Source organism: Dolichospermum sp. UHCC 0352 (assembly GCF_009711925.1).
In the GTDB taxonomy this organism is placed as follows: domain Bacteria; phylum Cyanobacteriota; class Cyanobacteriia; order Cyanobacteriales; family Nostocaceae; genus Dolichospermum; species Dolichospermum lemmermannii.
Genome location: NZ_VIKY01000008.1, coordinates 1 through 18684, shown reverse-complemented (window position 1 = coordinate 18684; position 18684 = coordinate 1). Strand labels below are relative to the sequence as shown.

Genomic DNA, 18684 nt, shown 5'->3' with positions numbered 1-18684 from the left:
TACACTTATCTCCTTGTTTCCACAAGTATCTATAGTTAGATACACAGTAGCAAGTCAAACATTTTTTGTGTTTTCGGGAATATTAATAATTGTAACATTTATGAGAATAACTTGACTATAGGGAAACCCGCACTTTGGCCGTAATTTGAGATCACCTCAGAAGCTGAAATTACTGAATAGCATACATTTACTGGGATAACGATCAATTCTCTAGAGCGGAAATAGCTTCCTCATATTTGTTAAAATATCTCAATGATAACCATAATTATTCTTTTGTAACAATTGCTTAACGTTTTGTCAGTTGTCAGTTGTCAGTGGTTAGTTGCCAGTGGTCAGTTGCCAGTGGTCAGTTGTCAGTTGTCAGTGGGAAAGAAAAAACAGCCAACAACGAACAACTGACAAAGGACAATTAACTCATGGGACAGTATTCTTGGATTACCTTGACATCCAAAGTGATATTTTGCAGAGAACGGATAGCTGCGGATTGAGCGCGTCAAAACTCGATTGTCAACAGTTCATTTAAATTAGTTGGTGTTGGTGTTTATGCTTTGAAAACCGAGTTTATCAAATCATAGATAAATACTAGATTCATTTAAATACTTAATATAAAAATTTGTTTTCTATAAAAATAAATTATACATTTTCTGGTAAAAGTAACTAAGTATTTGTGATAGGATTGAAGTATATGTATAAATTACTCTATTTATAACAATACATATTAAAAGAAAAAACAGTATGGAATTTTTAGACATTCAACCAGTATCAACAGGTGAACTCTACCATATAGATCAACCAGAAGACTTGATTTTGTCATTTGAAAGCAGAAATAATGCTGGAGATCAAATTGAAATGTTTCTGACAGTGGCTGAAACCAAACCAGCCGAAGCTATAGAGATATTTGGTACCATAGCTACAAATCAGTTAGGAGCAATCCAGGCTTTATCTTATCAGGGTTTTAGTAAACTTGAACCAAAAATTAAAAAAGCTATAGCTAACTTCCAATTAGAACAAAGTCAGGAATTATTTCAAATTTTATGTCAGGAAGTTAGAAAAAACCAAAATAATGAAAGTAAACATTTAGCTTGTTGGTCAGCAGCACAAGCATTACAAGAAATAGGATTTTCTCAAGCAAATTTACAACATCCAGAAGGAGGTAATTTAGCTGAACCTCTAACCAGGATTCAAAAAAGAATTATATCTCAAAAAATTAAGGAAATTAGTATAATCAGACGGTTGGATATTGTCGGTGAATTTGAAGCAAATTATGAAACATATTTAGAATTTTGGATTTATGGACCAACTCAAAAATTATTTGATGCTCCTTTAGAAGACTCACAGTATATATCTATTGTTAAAGATGTTATGAACTGTTTACAAGTAAGAGGTATTCAATTAGGTTTTGAAGCTACAAATAAGAAGGTTAAAAATATAGCCATAGAACAATTAAAAAAGATATTTGAAAAATATAAATATAATAAAAACAGCAAATTAAAATTGGCTTTAGGTGATAGTTTACAAAGATTTCTTAAATCAAATCATACCAATAATACTGATTTAGATAAAATAGCTGAAGCCTTGCTTTTTCAGCACAAAAATGATAACTTTAATGCAGATCAGTTAGATTCATTTACAATATCAGAATTAAATAAATTAAGTAGAAACCAAATCCAGAAGAAACAGGAGATTGTAGACTTATTTCACAATGCTAAAGAAGTTTGTGATCCCTCCATTTTACAAGAATTTTTTAAATATCAAAAAAATAAATATGTTGCGGAAATTGAACCGAAAATAAATCAAATCAATGCTCAAATCCAAAAAACATCATCTGAGCAAGCAAGAACTAAAGAAAATGTTAAAATATTAAATAAAGCATTGGAAACAATCAAAAATATAGACCATGAATTTTTTGTAGATAAAATACAATCTTTATATGATGAATATAGGAAGTTATCAAAAGAGCCAAAAACTTATATTGAGTGCAAGAGTATTCAATCAGAACTAAATACTGTCAAAGATAAACTTATTGCCAAAATAACAACAAAAATAAAAGATTTAGATAATGAACACAAAGAATTAAATAGCACTTGTAACTTTAATGAAGCTTGTGCTGAGTCAGCACTGCTTCTTTGCTGTGGACCGGCTATTATGCTTGCTACTTTTGCAATCTCTAACGTTATTTCTGTAATAGTACCATTAGCAATAAATTTTAACCCCCAACCCCCCCAACCTTATTCATGTCCAAGCAATACTCAAGTGTACCGTAGTGGTGAAGCGCAGCGTTATGTAATCTTAATTTGCTCTTCCGAAAATTCTCCAACAACTCCTAAGTATTACGTTGGTTATGATAAAGATGAAAAAACTAATATGACTCTTCCTCTTAACTTTGCTGAAAATGATGTCTTTATTGCTAATAATAAAAAGTATATATACAAAGCAAATTTTAATGCGGGAGAAGTAACAGTTACTTTTCCCGATAGTAAGCAGAAAAACTTATCAATCCGAATGAATAATCAATCTAATTCACAGACAGATCAAAATACTTCCGATATAAGTAAAGGATTTTATCTATTCGGTGGGGGAATATTTATCATTGGTATACTACGCTTTTTGATAGCATGGAATAATAAAACAGATCAAAGTAATCAAACTAATCAACTGAACGAAAAATCACAACAGCTTACTCAACTAACTAATACAATTTCTCAAAATTGGAAATAAATATGAATAACTTTCCTTTGTGCTTTGAAGTTTCTGCCGTTTATCAAATATCATCTTCTTATAGAAATATTAATCAGCAGATATTTGACTATGAACCACTATTACAGTCTTTAAGTAAAGTATGTGGTAATTTAGTTTTTTCTCTCCGCTATCTTTACGATCCAAGTAAGCCGTATCATGAAAGGCTAAAATTATACTTGCTAATTAATGATTTATCGGATTCAAAAAATCAGGGAAATTATCAAAAAATGCTTAGTCTATTAACCAAGGGTAGGATTAGTAAAATCTTTAATTTAACTCATATTCCCGCAGGTTTTCCTCAACTAGACTGGGTTAATTCCATAGCTGAGACAATTAAGTATGAAGAAGTGATTGATAAATTAAATTGTTATGTACCACATTTATTTAAAACTCATGTGAGTTATGAAAGTTACTGTATTTATGATTTCCTGAATTTAGAAAATCCTAAATATGGTAAATTGATATTAGAAATTACATTAAAACAATATACAAATGATAAAAAAGAAAAACAAATTTTGCTTTCTCCTGTTAAGGAAATGATAAATAGACTAAATAAAGTTCAGAACATTAAAGATAACCATGTTTTGGCAGCACAAGCAATAAATGTATATGATGATTATCAGAATATTTATGCAGAATCTCAATTATTTAAATATAATATTAAAGCTTTAGGCGAAGATGTTGGAGATGTATTTGTAATTCTCCAAACATTATTAGAATCTATTGCTAAAGAAAGTACGCATAAATGCCCAATTATTACCGTAGATAAACATGATCCTATATTTATGGATACTTTAGAAGCAACTCAAAAAGTAGACGTATCATCAGCAATAGAATGGGATATTTGGGAAGGAGAATTTGGTAAAATAACCGCCCATAAACAAATTCAACACGCTATTAAATCAGGCAGTCTAGATAATGGTAGTCTTGCATTTCCTATCAGACCATCTAATTATACATATCACACAGAAGCAGCATTGAATAGTTCTTCATCAGGTAATAGTGCTTTAGCAAAATTGTCATTTAATGCACCTCCTCCAACAATAGCAAATTTAAAACCTCTGCATAGACTTACTACTTATAAAGAAATTAGCGGATTTCTTAGTATATTTATTCACTGTGAAAAAAAAGAAACTGAAGATCAAGATTTTATAAATATTGAATATGAACTTTCAGAAATTGATAATGAACAAAGTAAATATGAAGTTTCAGAAGTTAATAACGAAGAATCAGATAATTTATATCAAAAATTAATTGCCAAGGAAATTGATTGTATAGATTTAGAATATCTTATTAACAAATATAGCCAAGAAATAAATGAAGATCAATATATAGTAGGAATCGCTAAGGATGGTAAACCATGTTTTTCTAGATGGGATGATCTGGCTCATAGAATTATTGGAGGAACAACAAAAACAGGAAAATCTACTTTTATTAAATCAGTAATTTACCAATTTTTATATGTGAATTTTGATAGGAAAATCTATCTTGCTGATTTTAGAGGAGGTGTAGATTATAAACGCCTTGCTCAACGATTCCAAAATATTGAACTAGTAACAGAATGTAAAGATTTAGTACAAATATTACAGAAATTATGGGAAGAATATGAGTCTAGATTAAAACTTCTTATAGAGAAAGATGTTGATAAATATGAAGATTTATTACCAGAAGATAAGCTAACTAAACATCGTTTGTTATTAATAATAGATGAAGCGGCATCAATTCTCAATGCTGAAAGGACAGACAAAGATAAGATATATAAATATTTGAATGAACTAGCTGCTAAAAGTCGTGCTGTTGGAATACATATTGTTTACTGCACCCAAAGGCCAACATCAGATATTTTGCCGAGACAAATATCCGATAATATGGAAGAAATGGTTGTATTTAGAGTTGATTCAAGCTCACTAATAATTGATAGTAATATAGCCAAAAATTTACCTGTATATCCCAAGGGAATAGCTGTCTATAGAGGTGTAGATCCAGATACTCAAAGTTTACAATTAAAAATCGTAGCAACTCCTTATGTTTCGCGTGATATTTGGGATAATATAAAAAGGTAATATTTTTTAGATAAACCAGGAGCAAGAAAATGGATCAAGTCATTCCACTCGTTGAACAGTTTCAACAATTAATAGATAAAATGAATAGATTGATGGAAGATGCAAAAACTTTAAGCGGTGAATTACCAGATACTGGTTTGAGTGAAGTTCCCGCTAAAATGAAAACTATTTTTGAATTGTGCGAAGAAGGGAGATCCTGCTTAAATGAAAGTGTCAGTACGGCTGAAGTAATACAAAAACTACTAGGTGCATAAGCAAATTGCTGCAATATGCCTGGAAATTAAATAGTTTACTAATAGTTGTGGGCAATATGCCCGCAATACAAATAATAAAAAATTAATTTGGTAAGTTAATCATGGGTATTATAGATGAATGCAATAATTTAAATGACAAAATTGAGAAAATAGTCAGTTTCTGTGGTGATATCAAAATTCAATCTCAAATTTTATTTGATCTAACTTTTGATGAATTGGATGGTGAAATTTTAGGAATATTAAGGTTATTAGATGAATGTTTATATGATTTTGAAAATATCCAAAAACAGATTGAGGATCTTCAATCATTAATTGGTATTTGCAGCTATCTTGCATCTACAGGCTTAATTTCTACAGCTATAAATACTGGTATAGCTTCTTCTCAAGCTTCATCAATATATGGTAATTTTAACTCTGATCAACGTCTCACAGATTTAAAATACAACCCTGCATCCTATAAGAAGCCTCCTATGAATAAAATGCTAGGTGATATAGGTGAGCTTGTTGTTTTACAAATGCTACTCGAAGATTTAGAGATTTTAAGTGAAAGTGAACGAGAAAAAATATTAAACGATATACAAATAAAACCTAAATTTGCAGGAACAAAGCGAAGTCCTGATTTTTATATTCCATCTCTGGGTTTAATTTGCGATGCCAAGGCTTATACTTCTAATAGTGTCAGACTAAACTTTGATAAACTCATTACAACTATCAAAGACTATGCAAATCTTTTAAATGGAAAAGGTAAGGTAAAATTATACTTTCCTCAAGAAACATACCAACACCAAGAAAAACTTTTGAAAAGCTTGGAGTCAGAAATTAATGGTGTTAAAGTGAGAATAATGCCAATGTCAGAAGAACATGAATTTTTAGTTCGGCGAAGAGAATTAATCTATCTATTGTTTAAAAGTAAGATGATTCGTTAATATTGATCCTCTTTTTTTGCTTTATATCTTTGTAAGAAAAAATAAGCACATTCATTGTCCCTAAAACTCACCTACTGACAGTTATTACCATTACTAATCATAAAAAGTCTGAACTATGATTTTTCTGATTATTTTGATTAATATGAGGGATTTTCCCGATAAATCCATAGGATTCATCATAAAAATCATCAAAATCACAAAAATCATAGTTTAGACAATTAACTCCTTGGACAGTATTCTTGGATTACCTTGACATCCAAAGTTGTGTTTTGCAGAGAATAGATAGCAGCGGCTGTGGCTCTAGCACCTGCAATAGTGGTAATAATGGGGATTTTGTAGCCTAAAGCCGTGCGACGAATTAGCTTAGAATCGGCATGAGCTTCTTCTCCAGAGGGTGTATTGATGATGAGTTGAATTTTTTGATTTTTAATCGCATCCAGGACGTGGGGACGACCTTCATGGAGTTTGAGGACAGATTGAATTTCTAACCCTTGTTCCTGAAGAACTTGACGCGTTCCTTGGGTAGCCATGATTGTAAAGCCTAACTTAATAAACTCCTTGACTACATCTGCTGCGAGAGGTTTGTCTCTGTCACTCATGGAAACAAATACAGTCCCCTCAAGCGGTAATTTTTCCCCTGCGCCTAATTCTGCTTTAGCAAAGGCGCGACCGAAATCGCTATCAATACCCATAACTTCGCCAGTTGAGCGCATTTCTGGACCCAAAATGGTATCTGTACCGGGGAACTTACTAAATGGTAAAACCGCTTCTTTAACAGCAATATGAGAGGGAATGACTTCTTTTGTAAATTTCAATTCCTCTAAGGTTTTACCTGACATAACTAAGGATGCGAGTTTGGCTAATTGTACGCCCGTAGCTTTAGATACAAAGGGAACTGTCCGTGATGCTCTGGGGTTAGCTTCCAAAATATACACTTGGGGAGAATAACCATTTGCACCAACTACAGCAAATTGAATATTCATTAATCCCACTACAGATAGAGCTTGTGCTAGTTGAACTGTCCATAACCGGATTTGGTTGAGGACTGCGGGAGAAAGGGAAATGGAAGGTAAGGAACAAGCTGAGTCACCGGAGTGAATTCCCGCCTGTTCAATGTGTTCCATGATGCCACCAATGACAACATTACCAGTATGATCGGCGATCGCATCTACATCCACTTCAATGGCGTTTTCTAAGAACTTATCAATTAAAATCGGGTGATCTGGTTCTACTTGCACAGCAAAGGTCATGTAGCGTTCTAACTCAGTATCAGAATAAACGATTTCCATCGCTCGTCCGCCTAATACATAACTAGGACGGACTACTACTGGATAACCAATCCGCTTGGCAACAATTAAAGCATCTTCATAACTTCTCGCCATACCATTAGGCGGTTGAGCGATATTCAATTCTTGCAGAATCTTTTCAAAGCGTTCCCGATTTTCCGCCATATCTATAGAATCGGGTGATGTTCCCCAAATCTTGGTGATACTATTGGAGTTTTGTAAATATTCTTGCAGGGGAATGGCTAATTTTAATGGTGTTTGTCCACCGAATTGGACAATTATCCCCACGGGATTTTCGGCTTCAATGATGTTGAGAACGTCTTCTTTAGTTAATGGTTCAAAATACAGGCGATCGCTGGTATCGTAATCTGTAGAAACTGTTTCTGGGTTAGAATTGACCATAATTGTTTCATACCCGGCATCATGTAAAGAATACGCAGCATGACAACAACAATAATCGAACTCAATTCCTTGACCAATGCGGTTTGGTCCACCACCCAAAATCATCACCTTGGGTTTATCTGTTGGTAATACTTCCGTTTCTTCTTCGTAGGTAGAATAGTAATATGGGGTCAGAGCCTCAAATTCAGCAGCACAGGTATCAACGGTTTTGTAAACGGGGATAACTTCTAGCTGTTTGCGATAGGTGCGAACTTCATCTTCTTTGGTTTTTGTAGCATAGGCTATTTGGCGATCGCTAAAACCATTTCTTTTCACATCATACATTTGTGCTTTTGTCAACTGCTTTAGAGGAGTGCGTTTGAGAAATTTTTCTATTTCTAGCAGTTCTTGTAATTTATCTAAAAACCAAGGGTCAATTGCCGTTAGTTCATAGATTTCCTCATTACTCATTCCTAGCTGCATAGCATGACGCACAGAAAAGATGCGTTCTGGGTTAGGAGTCCGTAATTGAGCGCGAATTTGTTCCCCACTGGGCAATTTTTCGGCTTTATCACAACCCCAACCAGCGCGTCCGGTTTCTAGGGAACGCAAAGCCTTTTGAAAGGATTCATTAAATGTCCGGCCAATAGCCATTGCTTCTCCCACAGACTTCATTTGGGTAGTTAAAACCGCTTCTGAACCAGGGAACTTTTCAAACGCAAACCGGGGAATTTTCGTAACTACATAATCAATTGTCGGTTCAAAACAAGCGGGAGTTTTTTTGGTGATATCGTTTTGCAATTCATCCAAAGTGTAACCTACAGCTAACTTAGCCGCGATTTTCGCAATGGGAAAACCTGTCGCTTTAGAAGATAAAGCCGAACTACGAGATACACGAGGATTCATTTCAATTACCACCACGTCACCATTAACGGGATTTACGGCAAACTGGATATTAGAACCGCCGGTTTCGACACCAATTTCGCGGATAATTTTAATGGCCATATCCCGTAACCGTTGATATTCTTTATCGGTCAGGGTTTGGGCGGGGGCAACGGTGATAGAATCTCCGGTATGAATCCCCATAGGGTCGAGATTTTCGATAGAACAGATAATCACGACGTTATCGGCTAAATCCCGCATGACTTCTAGTTCATACTCTTTCCAACCCAATAAAGATTGGTCAATGAGAATTTGGGACACGGGACTAGCGTCAATCCCTACTTGCGCCATTTCTTCAAACTCTTCTTGATTATAGGCGATACCCCCACCAGTCCCCCCCATTGTAAAGGCTGGACGGATAATTAGGGGATATGTACCGATTTGGAGAGCGATCGCTTTTGATTCGTCTAAAGTAGAAGCTGTACCACTGGGACACACAGCCACCCCAATCTTAGCCATAGCTTCATTAAACAGTTTTCTGTCTTCGGCTTTTTCAATAGCTGGTAATTTCGCACCAATTAACTCAACATTGTATTTATCTAAAACGCCATTTTTTGCCAACGCTACAGCCAAGTTAAGGGCAGTTTGTCCTCCCATTGTTGGCAACAAAGCATCTGGACGTTCTTTAGCAATAACTTTCTCAACTATTTCCGGTGTCAGCGGTTCAATATAGGTACGGTCTGCTGTTTCCGGGTCTGTCATGATTGTAGCCGGGTTGGAGTTCACCAACACAACCTCATAGCCTTCTTCTCGCAAGGCTTTACAGGCTTGAGTTCCAGAGTAGTCAAATTCACAGGCTTGGCCAATCACTATTGGACCTGAACCTAACAGGAGTATTTTTTTGAGGTCTTGACGACGGGGCATAGTTTTTACCTTAGATTACAAAAATACAAATCTTGACTATTTTAAGGGTCTTTATGTCCTCATTATCAACTTTTCCGGGTAGCGATTGCGTTAAGGGGAAGAATTTATGGGAATGGGGGATTTTTGGTAATGGTTTTTACGTTTTTTTCCTCACGCAGAGGCGCAGAAGCACAAAGAGAATTTAATTGTTTATTTATTCGTTATGGATTATGACAATAAAGCTGCACAGATAATTAATTTATCTTTTTTTATCTGCGTTTATCTGCGTTCATCTGCGTTCAATTATTTATTGTTAGATATATAAAATAGGCAATAAAAATAATTGGCTTTAAAGTCCTGATATAGAAAATGGCAGAAATGGTAATTTACTCTTTTCTGCCAAAAGGATTAATTTTGTAAAATTCTCAATTACTAAAATTTTCTCTGTCTTGATTTTGTTAAATTGAGATTATGAGAAGTTTAATTTTGAGCAAGTTGCACAAAACCCAAGGTTAAGCTATCTTTAGCTAGAAAATGAGCTAAGTGATAAGCTCTTTCTTCAGTTTTTAAGAGGATTTTTTCGTATAAGTAGCGTGTGCCTCTATCACCTAAACTCTCTGCCTGTGCGGCTTGACGGCGAATTACTCCAATTAATGCTTGTTCGGCAATTAGGTTATTTTCTACCATCTTCCGAGCAGAAAATACGCCATCTGCTTCTGGTTCAAAACAGCATAATTCAGCTAATTTACTAAAACTTGCTGCGGGTATACCACCCAAACCATTCAAGCGCTCGCCGATTTCATGGATGTGATCTTGTACTTCTTTATAACTGGCATTAAAGAATTCATGCAGTGAATTGAATTCTGCACCTTCAACTACAAAATGATGTTTTTGGTATTGTAAGTACAATGCCTGAAAACTAGCTAATACGACATTAAATCCTTCAACAACTGGGGCGGTAACACTGTGATCTAGTAATACAGGATTGTCGTAAACCTGACCAAAATTGTGTAATATAGTTTGCGTATCAGACATGGTTTTTCTCTCTTTTTAACAGTTATGATTTTTAACTGCTTACTTTTAACATCTTAGCATTTTCAAAATAAAATCAAGGCTACTAAATCTAAAAAATTTTGGCATTATTACCAATCATAAGTATTAATTTCTTGCCTATATCTGTGCTTAAAGATATATATTTGGTATTTATCTTGACTTGATTCTCAAAGTGTGCATATCTCTCTATAAATAAAATATGAGATTTTTTCTCAAAATTAATGACAATATTTTGCAGTTAGTGTATTCTAAAGAAAGAAGCTAAACTCCGACTAACTCGCAAATTTAGGCTGTGGGTTTCTAGTTTTACTGCAATTTTATGGCATTTTGAGGGCTACTCGCTTGAACTCTTCTAGCTCAGACACAGATAGAAAGCACGTTATTGATATAAGTTGGGCAGATCGTTGGCAGGTTTATCAACGCTTACAAGAATTAGATATAATTTGTGTTTGTGAGACTAACCAGCCTTTAACTGTAGAAATAAATAACTCCACCGCAGCTATTCAACTTTGGAGTGTGATTCAACAATTTACTGCTTCTCGTCAAGACTTGATTAAGAATCTTGAAGCTTGTTGGTAGAAAACGTCGGAACTGTGATTTTTTTGATTCTTGTGATTTTTGTGATGATGATTTTTTACTTCTGACTCTTAACCATTATTTATAGTGAGCGAAGTTGAACCATGAGTATATCTACTAATGCAGCAGTAACGGAATTTTGTTTTGAAGGCAGATTTTTGGATTTTGTCATCAAGGATGGATATAAGCTGAAAGGTTTGTTATTAGGAACTTCTGAGGGTGAATGTTATATAAAATTAGCCAAGCATTTACGGAGTGCTTTTGATTTGCGTTTACCTCAAGGGACTTGGCTGCAAGTTGTGGGGACAAAACAATACAACGCGAAAAAAGATCAGGTAACTCTGGTAGGGGAACGAGTTATGGCTGCAAGTGCTGATATGGGAACAGTTGCAGCGCAAAGTCCAGCTAAGACGAAACCAGCCAAAACCCAAACAATTCTAGTTTGTCAAAAATATGATTGTATGAAGCGTGGTGGTAAAGCTTTGTGTCAAGCTTTGGAGTCGGAGTTAATAAATAACGGTTTAGAAGATTCAGTCACTATTAAAGGGACTGGCTGTATGAAAAACTGTAAAGCTGGTCCTAATTTAGTTATGCCCGACAAAACTCGTTATATTAAAATCCAAGCTAAACAAGTTCCAGCTTTGATAGATCAGCATTTTTCTGGGGAAATTCAGGAGAAAGCAGGGGATATGGTGGTAAATATTCGCAGCTTTGTGGAAGTTTAGTTGCTGTTTATTGTTGGGTTTTCTTGCGTCAACCCAACCTACAAATATATGGTTAGTTAATTGCGACAAAAGACGGAGTAAGTGATGATAAAAATTCCATTATTTCTTGTATTAATGGATGTTGTTGTAATATCTTAATTTCATCATCATTTATATTGCTAAATATTTTCTCATTAATTGATTGTTCTTTTCCTAAAACTGTTTCTAAAAATTCTTTAGGTTTACTTTGAGCAAATTTCCATTCTAAATCATTAAATTGACGTTGTGCTATTTTTTCAATTAATGATTTATCTTGTATTAAAATAATTTCTATTTCTGGAACAGCTAGAGAAGCTTGAAAAGGGATACCGGCAGATGCTCGACGCAATAAATAATTAATTAAATCTTGCTTTTCAAATATTTGAGATTCATTATCTGTATCTGCATCTAGGATTAAGATAACAGGAGTATTTCTGGTAGCAAGTAGTGAACTTGCTAATGATCTGACTTGATACTGTCCGTTTCCTACAACGAATTTAACATCTTGCAAAAGATGTTTAGGAAGTAATTTCTGCAAGATTTCTTGATCTATATTACCTTCTAACACTATATAAGCTAATGTCATAATACAGCCTCAGTTTTAATGTTGTAATTAGCTAGTCCTTGTTCAACACAAATACGATATTTTTTGATTAATGCTCTACGTATACACTCATTTTCTAAGGAATATTTAATTTCTTCTCCTCCCCACAATAGAATAGTTTGAGGTGCAACAAATCCGGCTAAGGTTTCCGATGCTTCTGTAAATCCACTACGACTAAATATACTCCCAATAGTTGCTGCTGGTCTACGTAATAGTTGATTTCTTAACTTGGCTATAGGTTCAATTTTAACAGGTTTTGCTGTGTCTTTACATTCTATTATACAAGATAAGCCATCTGCATAAACTACTCCGTCAATTTGTTCTATTTCTTCTCCATCTAAATACACGCTATAAGGCCAGGTTACTTCGGCGTTGTTGAGTTGAAATGCTCGTAAAACGAGATATTCTAACGCTTTACCTGCATCCCAATTTGGTGTATTACCTGATTCAATTTCTGACCATAATTTGATTAAATCATCCCAGTTATAGCTGGTAATTCTTGCTTTATATTCTGCTTCTGTGGTCATGATTCTATCTGAAGTTTCGTATGTTGTAGCTTATTATCATTAATTCTACGTTACGCTGTTATTGATTATTGTTGGGTTTCCTGGCGTCAACCCAACCTACTAAATTACAAAAACCTAATTACCAAGTAATTCTCTTCTACGTCGCTCCTGTTCCTGTTGCTGAACTCTTGCGCGTGTTTCCCGATATTCTTCTACCGCTTTTTCAGATTCATTATCTAGTGATTTCCTCAATTGACGAGCTTCATCTTCATCCCCTAAAAGAGAAATTACTTCTCTTCTTTGTGGTTTATCAAGTTTAATAAACCATTCAATAAAAGCTTTTAAAATTACCTCTTTTGAACCTGATACTTCGTCATGAGCTACAGCACAAGAAGGGCAAACGTATAGTAGATAATTATGCTTATTATGATAACCACTATAATAATCCGGCAAATAACGTAAACTCCTGTATTTATCATAAGCAATATATTTCCGTGTACTGTAACATTCACTACTAGATGCTTTTTGAGAAATAAGACAGTCTAATAATTGCATTTGACCACTATATGAGAAAGAATTTGCTAGTGTTCCAATAACTACAGAACCAGGATACCCCGGCAGTATTTCTGCTGTTGAAACTAGCCAAGGAAATCGAGATAAAACTAAAGAGTAATGATATCGATATTTGATACATATGCCTAAATAATTAGAAGATATTTCTTCAGTATTAATATCTAATCCCATTTGCTGATAATAGCTTTTAGAAAGTACATTTTTCTGACAACTATCAGCCACCTCAGCAAGTATTTTCATATTAACCTGAGCATCACTTCTCATTGGCGTTAAAAACAAAGCCGAGCTAGTTACAAATAAAGCAATTAAACCTTTAACTGTGAATTTCATTATTGATTTCCCTCTTTGATTACCTGTTCTAATTCATCGGAAGCTTTAGGAATGGGATGTTTATTTTCCCAAGGTTTAGTGGCATCAACTATATTATCATGTGAATGTGGTGTATTTTCTTGTTTTTTCCTCGCTTTTTGTGGTTTAGGTAGTAATTGTCGTTTCTTTGGAGTTAACACAATTGTTTTTTGTGATTTTCTTCCCAAAGCTTGTTTAGCCTTTTTAGCTTGCATTTCTGCTTGTCTTCTTTGTTTATTTTGCAGTGCTGCTTGTTCTTTCTGTTGTGCTAATATGGCTGCTTCAAATTCCCTCTTTCGTCTCTCAGTTTCCAGCTTTTCCTGTGCTTCTTTAGCTGCTTTTTGTTTCCTAATATCCTTTAGTCTTTCTTGTTCGGCTTTAGCGGCTGATTCTAATTTCCTTTGTTTCTCTATAGCGTCTTTTCTCTCTCGTTCAGCTTTTAAAGCAGCTTCACGTTTTTTTATTTTTTCCCTTTTCGCTTTTTCAGCTTGCAAATCTTCAGATGAAATTACATTTACAGGACTTGGCTGAATTTGCGTTTTAGCCTTTGGTGTAGATTCAGAAATAGGAATAACTGGTGATGAATTAGAAATACTAGGACTAACAATAGGTGTTGTATATACATTTTTCTTGGTTAATACAAAACTAATAGAGCGTCCTAAAACTAAACTAAATATGATTAGAAAAACTTGCCCCCAGTTGGTACTTTTTCCACCAGGTTTACCCGCGCTTTGAGATAATTTACCTGGACTAACAGAAACCGTCGGTAAAGAACTATTTTTTGATTGAATATTGGTGGTATTTCCGAAAATATACGGTTGATTTAATGCCTTTTCAATTTTCTGCAATCTCTGTAAAATAACTCTCGTATTTTCAGGACGCTGATTTGCAGTTGGAGCAATTAAATTATCAATTAAATCTGCTAAAAGCGGAGAAATATTAACTGCATATTTTCGCCAATGTAACTCATTAGTCAGAGGATCATAAATAGCTTTATCCTGGGGTTCTTTACCTGTCAGTAAAAATATAAAAGTCCGTCCCAAAGCAAAGAAATCAGACTGTTGTACAGAATAACCGTTTTGTTGTTCTGGTGGTGAATAACCTTGAGAAATAATTCTAGTATGGGAATTTCCCGCTAAAATTGTGGTTGTGATTTGTCGCACTGCACCAAAATCAATTAAGACAAGTTGCCCACTTGGTCGCAGCATGATATTCTGAGGTTTAATATCACGATGAAAATATTTTTGAGCGTGGACTAAAGCCAGAATTTCTACTATTTGTTTGAGCCAATTGAGAGCTTCTTTTTCAGAAATAGGTTGATAATTACGAAATTCCATCCATTGCTCTAAATTTACTCCTGCAATTTTCTCCATTACCAAGCAATGCAATGGTACAGAAATATTTTTAGGTAAAACCGTAAAATAACCATCTGCTTCGACTTTGGGAATACCCACACTGTTTAACTGACTCAAAACCTTGGCTTCTTGTTGAAACAATTCCACCGCTTTGGGGTTATTTTCAGTCAGCACTTTTAAAACTTTGGTTTTTCCAATGTCGTCAATTTCAAAGGTATTCCCAAAACCACCTTGTCCTAGTTGTTTGAGTACCCGATAACGATTTTGCAGCAGTAATTGTGACCCACAGTTACGACAAATAGGATTATTTGCATTTGCTAGGTCAATAGGTTTGGGACAGTGCGGGTTGATACAATAGCTCATTACGCCATACTACGTCTTGTTGGCAATTCGTTACCCTATTTATGATTAATTTTATTTAGTCTTGTTTCGTTTAATGATAAATAAATTTGCTTATGCACAGAAGATAGTTCTTCCTCGTCAAAACTATGATAACACGGTTTTCAGTTCGTGTCAATAGATTTCCTTCTTTTAAACGCGAAAAAATAATATTTTTGAAATCTGATCATGTAGCGAAGCCATATTACCCTATTTATTCACTGCTAATAATTGTGAATTCTCTAATCTTGCTAACCACTTCTCTAAATAGATTTGATTATTTTTTTGCTCAGATAAATCTTGAGTATCTAAGGGATAAGGTAAAAGTCCTAAAATCGCGGCGCTAGTTACACAAAACATCGACTTTTGGAAACTCATACAAATTTGTATTCGCAAATCATCTTCACTTCTGAGACTGCGACGATAAATATTATGTAAATATTCTGGCAAATAATGACGCATATCTTGCATTAATAATGTGGGAGGAATTCCTGCACCACCAATAGGTAAAGGATCTGCGTATAATGCACCATATTGGAATCGAGATTGATCTGGAGGAACTTGATATGCTTGAGCGTTTAAAGACACTGTTCCTAAAAATGGTGTACCTCTAAAAAATACGGCTTCTACATAGGGAATTGCGGTATCTGCAAGGAAGGTTAAACCAACTGATTTGGGAATCAGATCATAGACTTTATCGCCTATTTTGACACTGTATGTAATTGGTGTCATTGCATCTGCAACTAAAGCCAGTTTAATATGTTCTACAACTTGGGGAATTGATTTAATTTGTCCGTTGTCATAGCGATCTGATAGACTCAGAAACATATCAGCCATGACTCGCCAAAATTGACCTAAACCAGTGTAATAAGCGGAGACTCGTAACTGTTCTATTAAGAATTCGGGAAACAGTTCATTAAGTCCCAAAATCAGGGGATTATATTTAAATTTAGCAGCAATAACAGCTTTAGCTCTATCTTGAAATTCTTTAGTATCTAAATATGCGTCTAAACCACCACCACCATGCCACATCATGGTTTTCATGCAATATTCAGCATATTCAAAATTAATCCGATCATGCCATAAATGGCGGAATAATTTAGCAAAAGAAACATCACCATCAAAATATTTAAAGAAGGGAAAAAATATTAAAAATTGATGTTCAGCAATGTAGATAAGATTTTTAGAATAAGCATCTAAAACCACTCCATAACTTTTAAGAATGCCAACAACTTCTAAAACGTTTTCGGGACTATCTTTGAGTAATGCTTCTCCAGTTTGTAATCGGTGAATATATTCAGACAAAGGGTTGTAGGTGGGATTTTTTTGAGTTTTCATGATGTCAATTCTCCTGGAATTCAACTGTCTTAACTATGATTTTTGGGATTTTTTTGATTTGTTTGATGATCTGGTTGTGGTGATTATCGGCCTCCACTGTCTTAACTATGATGTTTGGGATTTTTTTGATTTGTTTGATGATCTGGTTGTGGTGATTATCGGCCTCCACTGTCTTAACTATGATGTTTGGGATTTTTTTGATTTGTTTGATGATCTGGTTGTGGTGATTATTTTTCTCGGAAAGTTAAGAATCCAATAGTTCCCGATTTGCTACTAGATGATGATTATTCGTTTTTACCATTGTGGTAATTGTGGCTTGGGTATAATGGACTAACCAATTAGGTTGAATGCCGAAAATAACGATCGCTACTGCTAGAATGATGGCAGGGATGCGATCGCTCCAATACACACGAGGTAAGTTCATCACTGCTGCTGATAACCGCCCAAAAAAGGCACGATTCAGGAGAATTAGGAAGTAAACCGCAGTTAAACCATTTCCGAGCATTGCTAACAATGTTTGTACCGGAAAAACTGCAAAACTGCCCCGAAAAACAATAAATTCGGAAATAAATCCCACCATTCCCGGTATACCTGCACTGGCCATAACGGCAAAAATCATTAAACTACCAATAACTGGTAAACCTCGTTCTGGGTTTAATAGTCCCCGAATGACATTTAAATCTCGACTACCAGCTTTTTTGTAAACAACTCCTACCAACAGAAATAACATAGCGGATATTAATCCGTGACTAATCATTTGCATTACTGCCCCCAAGACGCTGAGGGGTGTGGATGCGGCTGCTGCTAACAAAACATAGCCCATGTGGCCAATAGAACTATAAGCCACCATTTTTTTCATGTCTGTTTGCGCGATCGCACAGGATGCCCCAAACAAAACGCTAACTACTGCCCATGTAGCTAACCAAGGTGCTGCATAAGCCCAAGCATCTGGCAATAAATTCATGCCAAATCGCAGTAAGCCATAAGTCCCTAATTTTAATAATATCCCAGCCAACAGCACAGATATGGGTGTGGAGGCTTCCACGTGGGCATCTGGTAGCCAAGTATGGAAGGGAACGAGGGGGATTTTAATACCAAATCCTACTAAAATGCCGACAAGGAGTAAAATTTGCGTTGCTAAGGGTAGAGATTGGCAATTTAAGGTTGCTAGTCCAAAACTGGGAGAACCACTCAACCAAACCATACCCAGGAAACTGGCTAAAATAACGATTCCTGAAAAAGCTGTATAAATCAGAAATTTTGTGGCTGCATAACCTCGTTTTTCACCTCCCCAAATCGCAATTAGCAGATATAGAGGTATTAATTCCAATTCATAAAACAGGAAGAATAATAATAAATCCTGTGCTAAAAATGCTCCTATCACCCCAGCACTTAATAGCAGAATTAGAGAGTAATAAAATCTCGGACGTTGTTGGGATTCATCGCTGCTATAAATAGCAATACAGGTTAATAGTCCATTGAGAATTAATAACGGGAGAGATAAACCATCTATCCCCAGATTGTAGTTTAAGCCAATAGCATCTACCCAAGGTAAGGATTCAGCAAATTGTTGACCAATTTCTCCTGGGTTAAACTGAGTTGCTAGGAAAATACTCCATGCGAAAATAATCACGCTAAAGACGAAAGCAATGATTCGGGATAGTTTACCAGAGATGGTAAAAGGATAGAAACCAATAAAAGCCGCACCAATTAACGGCAGTAAAATCAATGTACTCAGCATAGAAGTTGGGGAGGTTGGGGAGGTTGGGGAGGTTG

15 protein-coding genes are annotated in these 18684 nt (G+C 35.1%); 7 read left to right on the top strand and 8 right to left on the bottom strand.

Going from position 1 to position 18684, the window contains the following annotated elements:
- Positions 1–735 precede the first annotated feature (735 nt).
- From FJR06_RS00855 to FJR06_RS00840, 4 genes are all read left to right on the top strand, one after another.
- Positions 736–2718 (top strand): hypothetical protein, encoded by a 1983-nt coding sequence (locus FJR06_RS00855; RefSeq protein ID WP_168650367.1) that lies wholly within the window; start codon positions 736–738, stop codon positions 2716–2718.
- Positions 2719–2720: 2 nt separating this feature from the next.
- On the top strand, positions 2721–4802 hold the full coding sequence (locus FJR06_RS00850) for an FtsK/SpoIIIE domain-containing protein (protein WP_168650365.1): 2082 nt from the start codon (positions 2721–2723) through the stop codon (positions 4800–4802).
- 29 nt (positions 4803–4831) lie between these two features.
- Entirely contained in the window at positions 4832–5056 is a 225-nt protein-coding gene (locus FJR06_RS00845) for a hypothetical protein (RefSeq protein ID WP_168650363.1), read from the top strand.
- A 101-nt stretch (positions 5057–5157) separates the two neighbouring features.
- Entirely contained in the window at positions 5158–5982 is an 825-nt protein-coding gene (locus tag FJR06_RS00840; protein WP_168650361.1) for a hypothetical protein, read from the top strand.
- A 218-nt stretch (positions 5983–6200) separates the two neighbouring features.
- On the opposite strand, the gene carB is transcribed toward FJR06_RS00840, so the two are convergent.
- Together carB and FJR06_RS00830 are read right to left on the bottom strand one after the other, a co-directional pair.
- Positions 6201–9455, bottom strand: a complete 3255-nt coding sequence (gene carB, locus FJR06_RS00835; protein ID WP_168650359.1) for a carbamoyl-phosphate synthase large subunit — start codon at positions 9453–9455, stop codon at positions 6201–6203.
- 459 nt (positions 9456–9914) lie between these two features.
- A complete protein-coding gene (locus tag FJR06_RS00830) occupies positions 9915–10469 on the bottom strand; it encodes a Dps family protein (protein ID WP_015080424.1) in 555 nt (184 codons plus the stop codon).
- Positions 10470–10829: 360 nt separating this feature from the next.
- Here FJR06_RS00830 and FJR06_RS00825 point away from each other — a divergent pair, with 360 nt between their 5' ends.
- Positions 10830–11066: an Asr1405/Asl0597 family protein gene (locus tag FJR06_RS00825; RefSeq protein WP_168650381.1), complete on the top strand. Its 237-nt coding sequence runs from the start codon at positions 10830–10832 to the stop codon at positions 11064–11066.
- Between the two features lie 101 nt (positions 11067–11167).
- Positions 11168–11788 carry a (2Fe-2S) ferredoxin domain-containing protein gene (locus tag FJR06_RS00820; protein ID WP_168650357.1) on the top strand — a complete coding sequence of 207 codons (621 nt, stop codon included), beginning with the start codon at positions 11168–11170 and terminating at the stop codon, positions 11786–11788.
- 52 nt (positions 11789–11840) lie between these two features.
- Here FJR06_RS00820 and FJR06_RS00815 read toward each other — a convergent pair whose 3' ends face one another.
- The 5 genes from FJR06_RS00815 to FJR06_RS00795 form a co-directional block, all read right to left on the bottom strand.
- Positions 11841–12392 carry a hypothetical protein gene (locus tag FJR06_RS00815; RefSeq protein ID WP_168650355.1) on the bottom strand — a complete coding sequence of 184 codons (552 nt, stop codon included), beginning with the start codon at positions 12390–12392 and terminating at the stop codon, positions 11841–11843.
- On the bottom strand, positions 12389–12937 hold the full coding sequence (locus FJR06_RS00810) for a restriction endonuclease (RefSeq protein ID WP_015080428.1): 549 nt from the start codon (positions 12935–12937) through the stop codon (positions 12389–12391). The genes FJR06_RS00815 and FJR06_RS00810 overlap by 4 nt, the downstream gene beginning before the upstream one ends.
- A gap of 114 nt (positions 12938–13051) precedes the next feature.
- On the bottom strand, positions 13052–13819 hold the full coding sequence (locus tag FJR06_RS00805) for a hypothetical protein (RefSeq protein WP_168650353.1): 768 nt from the start codon (positions 13817–13819) through the stop codon (positions 13052–13054).
- Positions 13819–15555, bottom strand: a complete 1737-nt coding sequence (locus FJR06_RS00800; protein ID WP_015080430.1) for a protein kinase — start codon at positions 15553–15555, stop codon at positions 13819–13821. The genes FJR06_RS00805 and FJR06_RS00800 overlap by 1 nt, the downstream gene beginning before the upstream one ends.
- 225 nt (positions 15556–15780) lie before the next feature.
- On the bottom strand, positions 15781–16908 hold the full coding sequence (locus FJR06_RS00795; protein WP_015080431.1) for a CO2 hydration protein: 1128 nt from the start codon (positions 16906–16908) through the stop codon (positions 15781–15783).
- On the opposite strand from FJR06_RS00795, the gene FJR06_RS00790 reads away from it, so the two are divergent.
- Entirely contained in the window at positions 16907–17167 is a 261-nt protein-coding gene (locus tag FJR06_RS00790; protein WP_085929747.1) for a hypothetical protein, read from the top strand. The two genes, FJR06_RS00795 and FJR06_RS00790, sit on opposite strands and share 2 nt — an antisense overlap.
- On the opposite strand, the gene FJR06_RS00785 is transcribed toward FJR06_RS00790, so the two are convergent.
- Positions 17153–18649 (bottom strand): NADH-quinone oxidoreductase subunit M, encoded by a 1497-nt coding sequence (locus FJR06_RS00785; protein ID WP_015080432.1) that lies wholly within the window; start codon positions 18647–18649, stop codon positions 17153–17155. The genes FJR06_RS00790 and FJR06_RS00785 overlap by 15 nt on opposite strands.
- Positions 18650–18684: the final 35 nt, after the last annotated feature.